The sequence below is a fragment of the Pseudomonas hamedanensis genome (genome assembly GCF_014268595.2).
Lineage (GTDB): Bacteria > Pseudomonadota > Gammaproteobacteria > Pseudomonadales > Pseudomonadaceae > Aquipseudomonas > Aquipseudomonas hamedanensis.
Genome location: NZ_CP077091.1, coordinates 3,215,228 through 3,231,049, shown reverse-complemented (window position 1 = coordinate 3,231,049; position 15,822 = coordinate 3,215,228). Strand labels below are relative to the sequence as shown.

15 protein-coding genes are annotated in these 15,822 nt (G+C 60.0%); 9 read left to right on the top strand and 6 right to left on the bottom strand.

From position 1 onward, the window contains the following. Positions 1 to 6: 6 nt before the first annotated feature. From HU739_RS14050 to HU739_RS14040, 3 genes are all read right to left on the bottom strand, one after another. Positions 7 to 255, bottom strand: a complete 249-nt coding sequence (locus HU739_RS14050) for a bacteriocin immunity protein (protein WP_186552208.1) — start codon at positions 253 to 255, stop codon at positions 7 to 9. Then, positions 252 to 1,451, bottom strand: coding sequence for an S-type pyocin domain-containing protein (locus tag HU739_RS14045; RefSeq protein ID WP_407681928.1), 1,200 nt, complete (start codon positions 1,449 to 1,451; stop codon positions 252 to 254). Before HU739_RS14045 ends, HU739_RS14050 begins: the two co-directional genes overlap by 4 nt. A gap of 408 nt (positions 1,452 to 1,859) precedes the next feature. Further along, positions 1,860 to 2,807 carry a LysR family transcriptional regulator gene (locus tag HU739_RS14040; RefSeq protein ID WP_186552214.1) on the bottom strand — a complete coding sequence of 316 codons (948 nt, stop codon included), beginning with the start codon at positions 2,805 to 2,807 and terminating at the stop codon, positions 1,860 to 1,862. 149 nt (positions 2,808 to 2,956) lie between these two features. Here HU739_RS14040 and HU739_RS14035 point away from each other — a divergent pair, with 149 nt between their 5' ends. Both HU739_RS14035 and mmsB read left to right on the top strand, forming a co-directional pair. Next, on the top strand, positions 2,957 to 4,483 hold the full coding sequence (locus HU739_RS14035; RefSeq protein ID WP_186552206.1) for a CoA-acylating methylmalonate-semialdehyde dehydrogenase: 1,527 nt from the start codon (positions 2,957 to 2,959) through the stop codon (positions 4,481 to 4,483). Positions 4,484 to 4,493: 10 nt separating this feature from the next. Continuing rightward, positions 4,494 to 5,381: a 3-hydroxyisobutyrate dehydrogenase gene (gene mmsB, locus HU739_RS14030; RefSeq protein ID WP_186552205.1), complete on the top strand. Its 888-nt coding sequence runs from the start codon at positions 4,494 to 4,496 to the stop codon at positions 5,379 to 5,381. A 234-nt stretch (positions 5,382 to 5,615) separates the two neighbouring features. Here mmsB and HU739_RS14025 read toward each other — a convergent pair whose 3' ends face one another. Together HU739_RS14025 and HU739_RS14020 are read right to left on the bottom strand one after the other, a co-directional pair. After that, a complete protein-coding gene (locus HU739_RS14025) occupies positions 5,616 to 5,966 on the bottom strand; it encodes a cupin domain-containing protein (RefSeq protein ID WP_122589396.1) in 351 nt (116 codons plus the stop codon). A gap of 42 nt (positions 5,967 to 6,008) precedes the next feature. Further along, positions 6,009 to 6,947 carry a LysR family transcriptional regulator gene (locus HU739_RS14020; RefSeq protein ID WP_186552204.1) on the bottom strand — a complete coding sequence of 313 codons (939 nt, stop codon included), beginning with the start codon at positions 6,945 to 6,947 and terminating at the stop codon, positions 6,009 to 6,011. A gap of 210 nt (positions 6,948 to 7,157) precedes the next feature. Here HU739_RS14020 and HU739_RS14015 point away from each other — a divergent pair, with 210 nt between their 5' ends. Beyond that, entirely contained in the window at positions 7,158 to 7,922 is a 765-nt protein-coding gene (locus HU739_RS14015; protein ID WP_186552203.1) for a sulfite exporter TauE/SafE family protein, read from the top strand. Here HU739_RS14015 and HU739_RS14010 read toward each other — a convergent pair. Then, positions 7,912 to 8,226, bottom strand: a complete 315-nt coding sequence (locus tag HU739_RS14010) for a putative quinol monooxygenase (RefSeq protein ID WP_186552202.1) — start codon at positions 8,224 to 8,226, stop codon at positions 7,912 to 7,914. The two genes, HU739_RS14015 and HU739_RS14010, sit on opposite strands and share 11 nt — an antisense overlap. A 181-nt stretch (positions 8,227 to 8,407) precedes the next feature. Between HU739_RS14010 and HU739_RS14005 the strand changes: the two genes are divergently transcribed. From HU739_RS14005 to HU739_RS13980, 6 genes are all read left to right on the top strand, one after another. Further along, positions 8,408 to 8,998 carry an NAD(P)H-dependent oxidoreductase gene (locus HU739_RS14005; protein WP_186552201.1) on the top strand — a complete coding sequence of 197 codons (591 nt, stop codon included), beginning with the start codon at positions 8,408 to 8,410 and terminating at the stop codon, positions 8,996 to 8,998. Positions 8,999 to 9,103: 105 nt separating this feature from the next. Next, entirely contained in the window at positions 9,104 to 10,015 is a 912-nt protein-coding gene (locus tag HU739_RS14000; RefSeq protein ID WP_186552200.1) for a LysR family transcriptional regulator, read from the top strand. A gap of 103 nt (positions 10,016 to 10,118) precedes the next feature. After that, entirely contained in the window at positions 10,119 to 11,012 is an 894-nt protein-coding gene (locus HU739_RS13995; protein WP_186552199.1) for an NAD-dependent epimerase/dehydratase family protein, read from the top strand. 1,006 nt (positions 11,013 to 12,018) lie between these two features. Continuing rightward, a complete protein-coding gene (locus tag HU739_RS13990; protein WP_186552198.1) occupies positions 12,019 to 13,368 on the top strand; it encodes a GntP family permease in 1,350 nt (449 codons plus the stop codon). 16 nt (positions 13,369 to 13,384) lie between these two features. Continuing rightward, positions 13,385 to 14,245 (top strand): MurR/RpiR family transcriptional regulator, encoded by an 861-nt coding sequence (locus HU739_RS13985; RefSeq protein ID WP_186552197.1) that lies wholly within the window; start codon positions 13,385 to 13,387, stop codon positions 14,243 to 14,245. A 1-nt stretch (position 14,246) separates the two neighbouring features. Then, positions 14,247 to 15,704 carry an N-acyl-D-amino-acid deacylase family protein gene (locus HU739_RS13980; protein WP_186552196.1) on the top strand — a complete coding sequence of 486 codons (1,458 nt, stop codon included), beginning with the start codon at positions 14,247 to 14,249 and terminating at the stop codon, positions 15,702 to 15,704. Positions 15,705 to 15,822: the final 118 nt, after the last annotated feature.

Genomic DNA, 15,822 nt, shown 5'->3' with positions numbered 1-15,822 from the left:
TAACTGTTAGTCTTTGAATCCCGGCAGTCCCTGAGCTGCCCGCCATTCTTTGAGTGTTCGAGTGATGCCTTCGGCTGAATCATCTGCGCCGTCTTCGGGGTAGAAAATCAAGTCGGAACCAGCAGGGTGCTCGCTCACTTCTTCGAAGTGGAACACCAGCTTGTCCACTTCCAGTTCCGTGCCGTCGTGGCTAATGATCCTCTGTAGCAGGGTTACGAATTCGTTTTCTGTGTAATCGCTGAATGAGTTGTTCATGATTTCTGACTGTCTTCTTTGTGAATCTGAACGTGGCGTTTTGGTGTAGCCACCCTGAGATTTTCTATGTCGTATACCGCGCCGCCGTGCTGGATGTTTTCGATGTGATGAATCTCGTAACGAGCATTCTCACCGTTACGTTCTGCTTTCGGTGCAAATGGTGAGTTACCTTTCGCCAACCATTCTCTGTTGGTTGAGTTGAACTGACTCAGTAGATCGGCATCATTCCCTACAGCCGTCCACATTGCAGCCCTGAAATCATCGAAGCTCTTAAACTCCTTCCCCCGCAACTGGTCTGCAATTCCCGCCGGTATCGGTGCACCAAGCCCCGTGCCAGCGGCAGCAAGCCAGATGCCGGGTACGTCATGCCCTTGACCAGTAACAACCCCCGGTGAGTGGCGAGCGCTGATAACGATGTACAGTGGCTGCACACCAGAATCAGCCGGGAATACCAAAATGAAATCTTTGTAAGCGTCCGGGTAAATCGGACTGACGATGATGTTATCGGCCTGCTCAGTCGGCGGATAAATCCAAATCTGTGGCGCCAGCGGTGCGCTTTCCAACGCTGGAATTCCTAAAGTGCTAGATGGCTCAGCCACGGGCGTCCATATCAATGTAACGCCATCACCAAAGTCAGCCACTTGCTGGGAACCTTGGCCAACGAACTGCACTACCGGAATCATTTCCCAGTCACGGCGCTTCTGGGTGTTGTACCCGTATCCTTTCAAGGTGCCATCGGCTTCCTGCCCAACGTGTAATCGGACACGTGTTCGGGCTTGCTTGAGAGACTGCAACTGTTGTTCTGAATATAGGCTGCTGTCGCCCAAGCTGGATGGCCACAGTAATGCAACCACTCCAGTCAATGCACCGCCGACAATACCGGTAGTAGCCCCGGACGCCACAGCCCCGGCTGTACACAAACCACCACAAGACACACTGCCCGCGGTGGCAGTAGTAGCGCCGCCTAATAGAAGCGTTCCCAGTGAGGCGGGCAGGGTTCCGCTGATTTTGTAGAGGGGAACGTTTCTTACTGCATCCCTTTCACGGCCACCCAGCAAAGCAAACTCGCCGTACAGGCTAACAGGATCGGTGGGAATGGCTCCGCTGGGAGTGATGTAGTTGATCGCCCCGTCAGGCAGTGTGCAGCTCTTGGCAAAGACGCATCCGTGTGGGGCTACTTCAACGCGCTTCTTCATCGCACTCCTGCGTGCGTCAGCGTTCCGTTCGTTCCTCTCGTTCGCTGCCACTGTCCTGTCCCAAGCAGCCTGCGCCGCGTCTGTCGCCTCAGCATGTAGCTTGTTGCCGTCTATCCCGCTACACCCCAAATAACTCGGGAACAGGTTTTCAACCGCCATAACACCCCCTGTACAAACGGGCGATCCTTCGCCATTGAAGTGCGAGAGGACGCTACTCCAAGGGTGTTTGGCATGTATGTAGGGCGCTTCCCAAAGTTCTGAAAAATCCTCAGAGGCTGCTTGAGTGGGGCGAATCCATTGAGGAAGGCAGAATGCTAGCGTGGGAGTGTTGGGTATCAAACTTTGATACAGACGACTGGCAGAGGCTGAACCCGGTTACAAATCCGCTGCCTGATTCGTTGAAAATTTTTAGTCGGCGAACTGCATGTCGCGAGACTCACCCATCAACAACATCTGATTGCGCTCAGTCACCTCCCGGATGTAATCCCACAACAACGTAATCCGCTTCAACTTGCGCAGATCCTCCCGGCAGTACATCCAGAACTGCCGGGTGATATCGATTTCCTCCGGCAGCACCGGTAGCAGACGCGGATCTTGCGCGGCGAGGAAGCACGGCAGAATCGCCAGCGAGCGCCCCTGCTGCGCCGCAACGAATTGCGCGATCACGCTGGTGCTGCGCAAATGCGCGCTGGCACCGGGCAGCACGTTGGCCAGGTAAAGCAGCTCCGAGCTGAACGCCAGATCATCCACATAACTGATGAATTGATGCTTGCTCAAGTCAGCCGAGCGGCGGATCGGTGGGTGTTTGTCCAGATAGTCTTGAGTCGCGTAGAGCTGCAAGCGGTAATCGCAGAGTTTGCAGCAGACATACGGCCCGTGTTCCGGGCGCTCCAGCGCAATGACGATGTCGGCCTCGCGCTTGGACAGGCTGATGAAGTGTGGCAGCGGCAAGATGTCCACTGAAATCGCGGGGTAGGCGTCGACGAAATGGCTCAACTGCGGCGTGATGAAAAAACTGCCAAAGCCCTCGGTGCAACCCATGCGCACATGCCCGGACAGCGCCACGCCTGAGCCGGAGACCTGCTCGCAGGCCATGTGCAGCGTGCTTTCGATCGACTCGGCATACCCGAGCAAACGCTGGCCCTCGGCTGTCAGGACGAAGCCGCTGGTGCGGGACTTTTCGAACAACAGCGTACCGAGCGCCGCTTCCAGTGAACCGATCCGCCGCGACACTGTTGTGTAGTCGACGGCCAGGCGTTTGGCGGCGGTGCTGGCCTTGCGGGTGCGGGCGACTTCGAGGAAAAACTTCAAGTCGTCCCAGTTCAGCGAGCCTAATGAGGTGATGTTTTTTTGCATGATGGTCGGGCTTTTATGTGCGTTCTTATTAGAAGTTTGCACATCTATACTCCAAAAACAGTCCGACAACCAATTCGTGACACACGCCTCATCTCAAGGCGAACCTTTCGCCTTGGCTCCTACGATAAAAACAAGTTTCGGAGACCAGCATGAACGCATCGCTTACGCCCAACGAAACCACGGTCCAGAAGGTCAAGCTGTTGATCGACGGCGAGTGGGTCGAATCGCAGACCGCCGAGTGGCACGACATCGTCAACCCGGCGACCCAGCAAGTGTTGGCCAAGGTCCCGTTCGCCACCGCCGCTGAGGTCGATGCCGCTGTCAGCGCCGCCCAGCGTGCCTTCCAGACCTGGAAGCTGACCCCGATCGGCGCGCGGATGCGCATCATGCTCAAGCTGCAAGCGCTGATCCGCGAACATTCCAAGCGCATCGCCGTGGTCCTCAGCGCCGAGCAGGGCAAGACCATCGCTGACGCTGAGGGCGATATTTTTCGTGGCCTGGAAGTGGTCGAACACGCCTGCTCCATCGGCACCCTGCAAATGGGCGAGTTCGCCGAGAACGTCGCGGGTGGCGTCGACACCTATACGCTGCGCCAGCCGATCGGCGTCTGCGCGGGCATCACGCCGTTCAACTTTCCGGCGATGATTCCGCTGTGGATGTTCCCGATGGCGATCGCCTGCGGTAACACCTTCGTGCTCAAGCCTTCGGAACAGGATCCGCTGTCGACCATGCTGCTGGTCGAATTGGCGATCGAGGCCGGCGTTCCTGCTGGCGTGCTCAACGTTGTTCATGGCGGTAAGGATGTGGTCGATGGCCTGTGCACGCACAAGGACATCAAAGCCGTGTCGTTCGTCGGTTCGACCGCGGTCGGCACTCACGTTTACGATCTGGCCGGTAAACACGGCAAACGCGTGCAGTCGATGATGGGCGCGAAAAACCACGCCGTGGTGCTACCGGATGCCAATCGCGAACAGGCGCTGAATGCCTTGGTCGGTGCCGGTTTCGGTGCAGCCGGGCAACGCTGCATGGCCACCTCGGTGGTGGTGCTGGTGGGCGCGGCGAAACAATGGCTGCCGGATCTGAAAGCGTTGGCGCAGAAACTCAAGGTCAACGCCGGCAGCGAGCCGGGCACCGATGTCGGCCCTGTCATCTCGAAAAAAGCCAAGGCGCGAATCCTCGAGCTGATCGAAAGCGGCATCAAGGAAGGTGCCAAGCTTGAACTCGATGGTCGCGACATCAGCGTGCCGGGCTACGAACAGGGCAACTTTGTCGGTCCGACCCTGTTTTCGGGCGTGACCACCGACATGCAGATCTACACTCAGGAAATCTTCGGCCCGGTGCTGGTGGTGCTGGAAGTCGACACCCTCGATCAAGCGATTGCCCTGGTCAACGCCAACCCGTTCGGCAACGGCACCGGTCTGTTCACCCAGAGCGGCGCGGCGGCGCGCAAATTCCAGAGTGAAATCGACGTCGGTCAGGTCGGCATCAATATTCCGATTCCGGTGCCGGTGCCGTTCTTCAGCTTCACCGGCTCGCGTGGTTCGAAACTCGGCGACCTCGGCCCGTACGGCAAGCAAGTGGTGCAGTTCTACACGCAGACCAAAACGGTCACGGCGCGCTGGTTCGATGACGACAGCGTCAACGACGGCGTGAACACCACCATCAACCTGCGCTGAGGAATCGATCATGAAAATCGCATTTATCGGGCTGGGCAACATGGGCGCGCCGATGGCCCGGAACTTGATCAAGGCCGGCCACACGCTGAACCTGGTCGACCTGAACAAAACCGTGCTGGCGGAGCTGGAGCAACTGGGCGGGACCATCCGTGGATCGGCGCGCGAGGCGGCGGAAGATGCCGATCTGGTGATCACCATGCTGCCGGCCGCTGTGCATGTGCGCAGCGTCTGGCTGGGTGAAGAGGGCGTACTCGCCGGGATTCGCCAAGGCGTACCGGCGGTGGATTGCAGCACCATCGATCCGCAGACCGCCCGCGATGTGGCCGCCGCGGCGGCGAAACACGGCGTGGCCATGGCTGATGCGCCAGTTTCCGGCGGCACTGGCGGCGCGACGGCCGGGACGCTGACCTTCATGGTCGGCGCCACCCCGGAACTGTTCGCGACGCTGCAACCGGTGCTGGCGCAAATGGGCCGTAACATCGTGCATTGCGGTGAAGTCGGCACCGGGCAGATCGCCAAGATCTGCAACAACCTGCTGCTGGCGATTTCCATGGTTGGCGTCAGTGAAGCGATGGCCTTGGGTGATGCACTGGGCATCGACACTGGCGTGCTGGCCGGCATCATCAACAGCTCGACCGGGCGTTGCTGGAGTTCGGAGATGTACAACCCGTGGCCGGGCATCGTCGAAACGGCCCCGGCTTCGCGCGGTTATACCGGCGGATTCGGTGCGGAACTGATGCTCAAGGACCTCGGGCTGGCGACGGAAGCGGCGCGGCAGGCGCATCAACCGGTGGTGCTCGGTGCCGTGGCGCAGCAGTTATATCAGGCGATGAGCCAGCGCGGTGACGGCGGGAAAGACTTCTCGGCGATCATCAACAGCTATCGCAAACCGCAGTAATCGCGATCAGACCTTTGTGGCGAGGGGATTTATCCCCGTTGGGTTGCGCAGCAGCCCCCTACATTGTGTCAGGTAAACCGAGTGCTCAGGTTTCGCGACTGCTGCGCAGCCGAGCGGGGATGAATCCCCTCGCCACAGGGTTCTCTATTTCCACAGGTAACACTGGGGTGTGTTTAAAAATTGCAGTAGGTGTTGCCGGGAAATCACGTCGGGTGATCTCCCGGCTTTTTTGCATCAGGCAAAGACGAAATATTTACGCACCGTCTCGACCACTTCCCACGTGCCTTTCATCCCAGGCTCAACCACGAAGATATCGCCAGCGCGCAGGTGAATCGGCGCCATGCCGTCCGGGGTGATCACGCAGTAGCCTTCCTGGAAATGGCAGTATTCCCACTTCACATATTCGACGCGCCACTTGCCCGGCGTGCAGATCCATGTGCCCATGATCTTGCTGCCGTCTTCGCTGGTGTAGGCGTTGAGGTTGACGGTGTGCGGATCACCTTCGAGTTTTTCCCACTTGCAGGCGTCGAGTACCGGCAGCGGGTGGGTGTCGCGCAGAACGGTGATAGGGGCGGTCGCGGTCATGGGGACTCCGGGGCTAGTGGACTTGAGAATTGAAGTCGCACCCTATAGCGCCCGGTTAGCGTCCGGTTGTCTGGGGTCGACATCGGGGTGCTCAGAAACGCGCGCATCGATGAGCGCTTGTAACAACGCCTGGGCATAACCTGGCAGCGCCGCGAAGTCTCTCGCGCAGAGCAACAACGTGCGGCGGGCCCAGGGCTCATTGAGTGTCACGCGCTTGAATCGGCCGACTGTCGCGCGCTGCACCGCTGCCAGCGGCACGATGCCCAGACCGGCGCCACGCGCGACCATGCGCATCACGCCATCGAAACCGTCAGCGCGGATGCGCACCTGCATCCGCGCGCCGCTGTGCAGCGCCTGTTCTTCCAGATAAATCGCCAGTGCACTGTCGGCGCTCAGTCCCACGAAGTCGTGTTGCAACGCATCGCTGAAATTGACCTCGTCGACGTCAGACAACGGGTGGTCGTGCGGCAGAATCAGCACCAGCGGATCGTCACGAAACGCCTCAGTCTGTAGGCCGTTGGTGTCGACCGCGTCGGAGACTATGCCCAGATCCGCTGCGCCTTCACGCAAGGCATGGGTAATCCGCGCGCTCGGCAATTCCTGTAAATCGATGTCGAGATTAGGGTGGTCACGCAGAAAATCAGCGAGCACTTCCGGCAGGTATTCGGTGATTGCCGTGGTGTTGCACAACAGCCGCACCTGACCTTTGACGCCTTGGGCGTATTCGGCGAGGTCCTGCTGCATGCGTTCGGCCTGTTGCAAAAGGATGCGCGCGTGGTGGGCGAGGGCCTTGCCGGCCGGTGTCGGGGTGACACCACGGCGGCCGCGCTGCAGAAACTCGGTGCCCAGCGAGGCTTCCATCGCACGGATTCTGGCGCTGGCGGCGGCGAGGGACAAATGGCTGCGCGCGGCGCCGGCGGTGATATTGCCGGTGTCGAGGATGTGCAGGTAGAGGCGCAGGTCGGTGAGGTCGAAGTGCATGGGATTGCCTGTGGTTTTTAGCGTCTGGGCTGGCCTCATCGCGAGCAGGCTCACTCCTACAATGGATCTGCTGCGAACACGAAACTGTAGGAGTGAGCCTGCTCGCGATAGGGCCAGCCCAGACGAAAATATCAGCCTCTTGCGTAAAAAGAGGCAGCCTCAGTATATGGCAGATTTTCCTCCAGCCCCGATCAGTGCACATTACCCCCCATGCACACGCTAACCAACTTCTACCAAACCCTCGGCCTGACCCTATCCCTGCTGGTCATCGCCACCTTCCTCCTCGCCGGCATGATCAAGGGCGTGATCGGCCTCGGCCTGCCCACCGTCGCGATGGGCCTGCTCGGTCTGGCTATGGCCCCGGCGCAGGCAGCCGCGCTGTTGATCATCCCGGCAACCCTGACCAATCTCTGGCAACTTGCCTTCGGCGGTCATCTGAACAGTTTGATCAAACGCCTCTGGCCCCTGTTGCTGCTGATCTTTCTCGGCACCGGCATCGGCACACTGTGGATTGGCATGTCCGGCGGGCACTGGGTGGTGCGCGGACTCGGCGCGGCGCTATTGCTGTACGCATTGAGCGGACTTTTCCTGCCCACGCTGCACGTCAAACCGCGCCATGAAGCGTGGCTCGGCCCGCTGTGTGGCTTGATCACCGGCATCATCACCTCGGCCACCGGTGTGTTCGTGATTCCAGCGGTGCCGTACCTGCAGGCGTTGGGGCTGAGCCGCGATGAACTGGTGCAGGCGCTCGGCCTGTCGTTCACCGTCTCGACCCTGGCGCTGGCTGCCGGACTGCTCTGGCACGGCGCACTCGGCGGCGCTGAATTGAGCGCCTCGCTGCTGGCGCTGATCCCGGCCATGCTCGGCATGTGGCTCGGCCAATGGCTGCGCCAGCGCATCAGTGCCGTGCTGTTCAAGCGCGTGTTCTTTGTCGGACTGGGCGCGCTCGGCGCCCATTTGTTGATCAGCGGCTAGCCGAGGATTCGCTGAGCATGTCGATCGGGCGGATATCGAAATCACGCTCCAGATACTCCATGCGTTTGGCGAAAAACGCCTTCATGTGCGGTAACGCCGAGTGCACATCCAGATGCGCCTGGCTTTCCCAAATCTCGTAAAAGATAAACAGCGTCGGATCTTCCTTGTCGCGCAGCATGTGGTACTCGATGCAGCCGGGTTCGGCGCGGCTCGGTTCGACGTAGGCGCGGAACAGCGCTTCGAACGCGGCGGCTTTTTCCGGGCGGGTCTTGGCGTGCAGGATGAAACCCTGGCGTTCACTCATCACAACTTCCTCGAATTCAGAAAGCGGCGAATGCTACGGCAACAATGCGCTGTCGATTCGTGCGTTTTGGTCAATTGTATTTTGCGTCGGCGTGGCTGTTTCCGCGCGAGGTCGATGGTTAATCTGCCGCCATTCCATTTCCTGATTCCAACCAGCTCAAGGGCTGCGCCGAGGTTTCCCGATGAAAAAAGTCTTGTTGCTCAATGGCGGTAAAAAATTCGCCCACTCCGATGGCCGCTACAACACCACCCTGCACGAAACCGCGCTGAGCGTGCTCGATCGCGGCGGTGTCGACGTCAAGACCACCTTCATCGATGAGGGCTACGACGTTGCCGAAGAAGTGGCCAAGTTCCTTTGGGCTGACGTGATCATTTATCAAATGCCGGGCTGGTGGATGGGCGCGCCGTGGACGGTGAAAAAGTACATCGACGAAGTGTTCACCGAAGGCCACGGCAGCCTCTACGCCAGCGACGGCCGCACCCGCTCCGACGCTTCGCAGAAGTACGGCAGCGGCGGTCTGATTCACGGCAAGCAATACATGCTGTCGCTGACCTGGAACGCGCCGCAGCAAGCCTTCGATGACCCGACGGATTTCTTCGAAGCCAAAGGCGTGGACGCGGTGTATTTCCCGTTCCACAAGGCCAATGAGTTTCTGGGCATGACTGCGCTGCCGACCTTTCTTTGTGTGGATGTGATGAAACGCCCGAACATCGAAAATGATGTGGCGCGTTATGAGCAGCATCTGACTGAGGTGTTTGGTCTCAAGGCCTGATGGGTTTCGGGCTACTATCCGGGTACAGCAAAAGATCGCAGCCTTCGGCAGCTCCTACAGGGGCATGGCGACAGGCTGCGATCGGCGATTCCAGCGAGGACACCCGTGAAAGCCAGATCCGATGAGTTGCAGATTTTCGTCTGCGTGATCGAGTGCGGTTCGATTTCCGCCGCCGCCGAGCAGGTCGGCCAGACGCCGTCGGCGGTGAGCCGCACCTTGTCGAAACTCGAAGCCAAGCTCGACACCACGCTGATCAACCGCACCACGCGGCGCATGGACCTGACCGAGGAAGGGAAGTATTTCTTCGAACAGGCCAAGCTGATTCTCGATCAGATGGAGCAACTTGAAGAACGCCTTTCCTCGCGCCAGCAAACCCCGTCCGGGCGCCTGCGGATCAACGCCGCGTCGCCGTTCATGCTCCACGCCATCGTTCCCCACATCGACGAATTCCGTGGGCTTTACCCGGACATTCAGCTCGAACTCAACAGCAATGACCTGATCATTGACCTGCTGGAACAAAGCACCGACGTCGCCATCCGCATCGGCACCCTTGCCGACTCGACGCTGCACGCGCGTTCGCTCGGCTGCAGTCCGTTGCTCATCGTCGCCAGCCCCGCGTATTTGAAAAAACACGGTGCGCCACGACAGGTCGCGGATCTGAGTGAGCACACGCTGCTCGGTTTCACCCAGAACGAGGGCCTCAACCAATGGCCGCTGCGCTATGTGCACGGCGACCGCTGGCCGATCACCCCGGCGATCAGCGCCTCCAGCGGCGAGACCGTGCGCCACCTGGCACTGGAAGGGCAGGGCATCGCCTGCCTTTCGCATTTCATGACCATCGACGACATCCGCGCAGGGCGTTTGAAGGTTTTGCTCGGCGAATTCAACAGCGGCTACCGCCAGCCAATCAACGCGGTGTACTACCGCAACTCGCAACTGGCGTTGCGCATCCAGTGCTTCCTCGACTTTATCCAGGGCAAACTCGCGGCCTACGCCAGCGCCGATTTCAAAGGCTGATTCGTGATCCCTGCGCAAGATTGAATTGGCCTGTGGCGGGTTTTTCGCCGAGGTTCATCGGTCGATACTCACTGCATCAATTACTCACGCAGGGAGTTTCTCCATGAACGTATTCATCACCGGCGCTGCCGGATTTATCGGCGGTTCCATCGCAACCGGTCTGGTGCAGGCCGGGCACAACGTCACCGGTCTGGTACGCAGCGCCGAGCAGGCTGACGAGCTGAAGGCATTGGGCATGAATGCCGTGATCGGTACCCTTGAGGACAGCCAGTTGCTGGCGGACCAGGCGCGTGTCGCTGATGCGGTGATCAACGCTGCCAGCAGTGATCATCGCGGCGCGGTTGAGGCGTTGCTTGGCGCCTTGCGCGGTTCCGGCAAAGTGTTTCTGCACACCAGCGGTTCGAGCATTGTCGGCGATGCCTCGGGCGGTAAATCCAGCGACGACATTTACTACGAAGACAACCTGCCCGAACCTACCGTCGACAAGGCCGATCGCGTGGCCATCGACAACCTGGTGCTCGCGGCGGCGCAGGATGGCGTGAACTCGGCGGTGATCTGCAACACGCTGATTTATGGACACAGCCTGGGCGTCAAACGCGACAGCGTGCAATTGCCGCGACTGCTTAAACAGGCGCGCAAAAGCGGCGTCGTTCGCCACGTCGGGACTGGGCAGAACATCTGGTCCAACGTGCACATCGAAGACGTCGTCGCCCTGTATCTGCTGGCGCTGACCAAGAACGTGCCGGGCACTTTCTATTTCGTGGAAAGCGGTGAAGCCTCGTTCATCGACATGACCACCGCCATGGCCGAAGCGTTGAACCTGGGCAAACCGCAAGACTGGCCACTCAAAGACGCCGAAGCCGAATGGGGCTATGAAATGGCCAACTACGGCCTCGGTTCCAACAGCCGAGTACGCGGCAAACACGCCCGCGAGCTGCTGGGCTGGGCACCGAAGCGCACGTCGGTGGTTGAATGGATTCGTAACGAAATGGTGTGAGTTCAGCTAGCACCGAGTGAAGCCATTCGCGAGCAGGCTCGCTCCCACAGGTGACCGCGTTCTGCCTGAGGGAATGTGATTAAAACTGTAGGAGTGAGCCTGCTCGCGATAGCGGAGTGTCAGTCAACTAATCATGTTTGACACACCGCAATCGCGAGCAGGCTCACTCCTACAGGTTGACCGCGTACTGCCTGGAGGAATGCAATCAAAACTGTGGGAGCGGGCTTGCTCGCGAAAGCGGCGGGTCAGCCAATGAAGATGTCGGATGTGATGACCCCTTCGCGAGCAAGCCCGCTCCCACCGGTTGACCGCGTTCTGCCAGGAGGAATGCAATCAAAAACCGTAGCAGTGAGCCTGCTCGCGATAGCGTTGTGTCAGTCAAATAATCCTGTTCTGACCCACCGCAATCGCGAGCAGGCTCACTCCTACAAGTTGACAGCGTTCTGCCTTGAGGAATGCAGTCCAAACTGTGGGAGCGAGCCTGCTCGCGAAAGCGGTGCGTCAGCCGATGAAGATGTCGGATGTGCTGACGCCTTCGCGAGCAAGCCCGCTCCCACCGGTTGATCGCGTTCTGCCTGGAGGAATGTGATCAAAAACTGTAGGAGTGAGCCTGCTCGCGATAGCGTCGTGTCAGTCAAAAAATTGTGTTTTGACACACCGCAATCGCGAGCAGGCTCACTCCTACAAGTTGACCGCGTTCCGCCTGGAGGAATGCAATCCCAACTGTGGGAGCGAGCTTGCTCGCGAATGCGGTGGGTCAGGCAGTGAAGATGTTGGATGTGATGACGTCTTCGCGAGCAGGCTCGCTCCCACAAGGTTTTGTGGTGATTTGGAAAGACATGAAAATCCGGCCCCGCAATTTTCATTAATCACGACACCATATACCCGTCCGCGACACGTCTTGTCTCTCCACGAAAATTACTTTCATACGGTTTGAAATCTCTATCTCGAAATGATTTATGAGTTTCACAACCCATTCGAACGTGACCCTTTCGAGGAGTACCGCATGACGCCTTCCTTCGGCTATTGGCTGCTGGTCTATGCCGCCGTGGCCATCATCGCGCTGATCGTGTTGATCGCCCGTTACCGGCTCAATCCGTTCATTGTCATCACCCTGATTTCCCTCGGCCTGGCACTGGTCGCGGGGATGCCGCCGTCGGCGGTGGTCGGCGCCTATGAGGCCGGGGTCGGCAAGACGCTGGGCCATATTGCGCTGGTGGTAGCGTTGGGGACGATGCTCGGCAAGATGATGGCCGAGTCCGGCGGGGCCGAGCAGATGGCGCGGACGCTGATCGAGAAATTCGGCGAGAAGAACGCGCATTGGGCGATGGTCTGCATCGCGTTTCTGGTCGGGCTGCCGTTGTTCTTCGAAGTCGGTTTCGTCTTGCTGGTGCCGATCGCTTTCACCGTGGCCCGCCGCGTTGGCGTTTCGATTCTGATGGTCGGTTTGCCAATGGTCGCCGGCCTCTCGGTGGTACACGCGCTGGTGCCACCGCACCCGGCGGCAATGCTCGCGGTGCAGGCCTATCAGGCGTCGGTCGGGCAGACCTTGCTCTACGCCATCGCGATCGGCATTCCGACCGCGATTATCGCCGGCCCGCTATACGCCAAGTTCATCGTGCCGCGCATTCAATTGCCGGCAGATAACCCGCTGGAAAAGCAATTTCTCGACCGCGAACCGCGCGACAAATTACCGGGTTTCGGAATCACCATGGCGACCATCCTGCTGCCGGTGGTGTTGATGTTGATCGGCGGCTGGGCCAATCTGATTGCCACACCCGGCAGCGCTTTCAACCAGTTCCTGTTGTTCATCGGCAACTCGGTCATTGCGCTGCTGCTGGCGACCTTGCTGAGCTTCTGGACGCTGGGCATTGCCCAAGGTTTCAACCGTGAATCGATCCTCAGATTCACCAACGAATGCCTGGCGCCAACCGCCAGCATCACCTTGCTGGTGGGGGCTGGCGGCGGCTTGAACCGGATTCTGGTGGATGCCGGTGTGACCGATCAGATCGTCGGCCTCGCCCACGAATTTCACCTGTCGCCGCTGCTTATGGGTTGGCTGTTTGCGGCGCTGATGCGTATCGCCACCGGTTCGGCGACAGTCGCGATGACCACCGCATCAGGCGTTGTCGCTCCGGTGGCCATCGGTCTGGGTTATCCACACCCTGAGCTTTTAGTGCTGGCGACCGGTGCCGGCTCGGTTATCTTTTCCCACGTCAACGACGGCGGCTTCTGGTTGATCAAGGAATACTTCAACATGACGGTCGCGCAGACGTTCAAGACCTGGACCGTGCTTGAGACGTTGATCTCGCTGGTCGCCTTCGCGCTGACCGTCGGCCTTTCTTACCTGCTGTAACCGGAGCCCGCCGTCCATGGACATCCTCTACCAGATCCGCGCCCGCCAGGATTCCTTCAGTGCCGGCGAGGGCCGCATCGCCCGGCTGATGCTCGACGACGTCGGATTTGCCGCCAGCGCCAGCCTCGAAGACCTCGCGCAACGCGCCGAAGTCAGCACCGCCACGCTGTCGCGGTTTGCCCGCACCGTGGGTTGCCGTGACCTGCGCGATCTGCGTCTGCAACTGGCCCAGGCCAGCGGTGTTGGCAGCCGTTTTCTCGACCCGGCGGGCACGCCTGAGCAGTCGGCGTTTTACGGGCAGATCGTCGGCGACATCGAAACCACGCTGCGTCAGCATTTGGCCGGATTCGACGAATCGCGTTTCGCCGATGCAGTGAAATTACTCGGCCAGGCGCGGATGATTCACGCCTTCGGCATGGGCGGTTGCTCGACCCTGTGCAGCGATGAATTGCAGGTGCGCCTGGTGCGCCTTGGCTATCCGATTGCGGTATGTCACGACGCGGTGATGATGCGCGTCACCGCCGCCAGCCTCAACGCCGAACAGGTGCTCATTGTCTGCTCGCTGACCGGCATCACCCCGGAGCTTTTGGAAACGGTGGAGCTGGCACGCAACTACGGCGCACGCATCCTCGCCATCACTCGCGGCGACTCCCCACTGGCCGAACTGGCCGACGTCGTCCTGCCGCTGCAAGGCGCGGAAACCTCCTTCATCTACAAACCGACAGCCGCGCGCTACGGCATGCTGCTGGCCATCGACGTGCTCGCCACCGAGCTGGCGCTGGCAAGCCCTGAAGACAATCAAGAACGTCTGCGGCGGATCAAACTCGCCCTCGACGAATACCGTGGCGGCGACGATCACCTGCCGCTGGGAGACTGACATGCAGTACGACACCCTGATCCGCAACGCCTTGGTCATCGACGGCAGCAACACGCCCGGCTATGAGGCCGACGTGGCGATTCTCAATGGCCGCATCGAGCGCATCGGCGACCTCCACAACGCCAACGCCAGCGAAGAAATCGACGCCGCCGGCCGCGTGCTGGCGCCGGGTTTCATCGACGTGCACACCCACGACGATACCGTGGTGATCCGCCAGCCCGAGATGCTGCCCAAGCTCAGCCAGGGCGTGACCACGGTGATTGTCGGCAACTGCGGCATCAGTGCTTCGCCGGTCAGCCTGAAAGGTAATCCGCCGGATCCGATGAACCTGCTCGGCAGCGCAGCGGCGTTTATTTATCCGCGTTTCAGCGACTATCGCGCCGCCGTCGAAGCGGCCAACACCACGCTGAACGTGGCCGCACTGGTCGGCCACACGGCGTTGCGCAGCAACCACCTCGACGACTTGTTCCGCACTGCGACGCCCGGCGAAATCGCCGCCATGCGCGAACAGTTGCGCGACAGCCTCGAGGCCGGCGCGTTGGGTTTATCCACAGGTCTGGCCTACGCCAGCGCCTTCAACGCCTCGACTGATGAAGTCATGCAACTGACCGAAGAACTGACGGCGTTCGGCGCGGTGTACACCACCCATTTGCGCAGCGAATTCGCCCCGGTGCTGGAGGCGATGGATGAAGCGTTCCAGATCGGCCGACACGCGCAATCGCCGGTGATCATTTCCCACCTCAAATGCGCCGGCGTCGGTAATTGGGGGCGCAGCCCGCAGTTGCTCGCAGCGTTGGAAGAAGCGGCGAAAACCCACCCGGTCGGCTGCGATTGCTACCCGTATGCAGCGAGTTCTTCGACGCTGGATTTGAAGCAAGTGACCGACGCCCACCGCATCACCATCACCTGGTCGACACCGCACCCGGAAGTCAGCGGACGCGACCTGATCGACATTGCTCGCGAATGGAAATTGCCGCTGGAGGATGCAGCGAAACGTCTGCAACCGGCGGGCGCGGTGTATTACGGCATGGACGAGGCCGACGTCAGAAGAATCCTCGCCCATCCGCTTTCGATGGTCGGCTCTGACGGACTGCCGGAAGACCCGTTCCCGCATCCGCGCCTGTGGGGCGCTTTCCCACGGGTGCTCGGCCATTTCAGCCGTGACGTCGGGTTGTTTCCGCTGCACACCGCTGTGCACAAGATGACCGGTTTGTCGGCGGCGCGTTTTGGTTTGCTGGAAAGAGGCGAGATACGTGAAGGACATTGGGCGGACCTGGTGTTGTTTGATCCGCAAACCGTGCGCGATGTGGCCGATTTCAATGATCCGCAACGTGCCGCGCAGGGGATTGACGGGGTATGGGTCAACGGCGTGTTGAGCTATCGCGACGGGCAGGCGAATGGACGCAGGGCGGGGCGGTTCCTCGCGCGTCAGGGTGATCTGCGCGACAACTTTCGTTAAGGATTCGTGGCGTGCGTCACAGTGATGGCACTATGAGATTAAAGAAAGCCATCACCAAGCCGATTTGCTGACATCCTCCCCGTCTACACTGTGGGGCCAATCAGTCAGGGAGCACCCC

What these genes read in the sequence shown, in the direction of transcription:
- HU739_RS14020 (WP_186552204.1), bottom strand. Translation starts at nt 6,947, where the DNA reads ATGCACTTCGACCTCACCGACCTGCGCCTCTACCTGCACATCCTCGAC.
- HU739_RS14035 (WP_186552206.1), top strand. Translation starts at nt 2,957, where the DNA reads ATGAACGCATCGCTTACGCCCAACGAAACCACGGTCCAGAAGGTCAAG.
- HU739_RS13995 (WP_186552199.1), top strand. Translation starts at nt 10,119, where the DNA reads ATGAACGTATTCATCACCGGCGCTGCCGGATTTATCGGCGGTTCCATC.
- HU739_RS14040 (WP_186552214.1), bottom strand. Translation starts at nt 2,807, where the DNA reads ATGCAAAAAAACATCACCTCATTAGGCTCGCTGAACTGGGACGACTTG.
- HU739_RS13985 (WP_186552197.1), top strand. Translation starts at nt 13,385, where the DNA reads ATGGACATCCTCTACCAGATCCGCGCCCGCCAGGATTCCTTCAGTGCC.
- mmsB (WP_186552205.1), top strand. Translation starts at nt 4,494, where the DNA reads ATGAAAATCGCATTTATCGGGCTGGGCAACATGGGCGCGCCGATGGCC.
- HU739_RS14005 (WP_186552201.1), top strand. Translation starts at nt 8,408, where the DNA reads ATGAAAAAAGTCTTGTTGCTCAATGGCGGTAAAAAATTCGCCCACTCC.
- HU739_RS13990 (WP_186552198.1), top strand. Translation starts at nt 12,019, where the DNA reads ATGACGCCTTCCTTCGGCTATTGGCTGCTGGTCTATGCCGCCGTGGCC.
- HU739_RS14010 (WP_186552202.1), bottom strand. Translation starts at nt 8,226, where the DNA reads ATGAGTGAACGCCAGGGTTTCATCCTGCACGCCAAGACCCGCCCGGAA.
- HU739_RS14015 (WP_186552203.1), top strand. Translation starts at nt 7,158, where the DNA reads ATGCACACGCTAACCAACTTCTACCAAACCCTCGGCCTGACCCTATCC.
- HU739_RS14050 (WP_186552208.1), bottom strand. Translation starts at nt 255, where the DNA reads ATGAACAACTCATTCAGCGATTACACAGAAAACGAATTCGTAACCCTG.
- HU739_RS13980 (WP_186552196.1), top strand. Translation starts at nt 14,247, where the DNA reads ATGCAGTACGACACCCTGATCCGCAACGCCTTGGTCATCGACGGCAGC.
- HU739_RS14045 (WP_407681928.1), bottom strand. Translation starts at nt 1,451, where the DNA reads ATGAAGAAGCGCGTTGAAGTAGCCCCACACGGATGCGTCTTTGCCAAG.
- HU739_RS14025 (WP_122589396.1), bottom strand. Translation starts at nt 5,966, where the DNA reads ATGACCGCGACCGCCCCTATCACCGTTCTGCGCGACACCCACCCGCTG.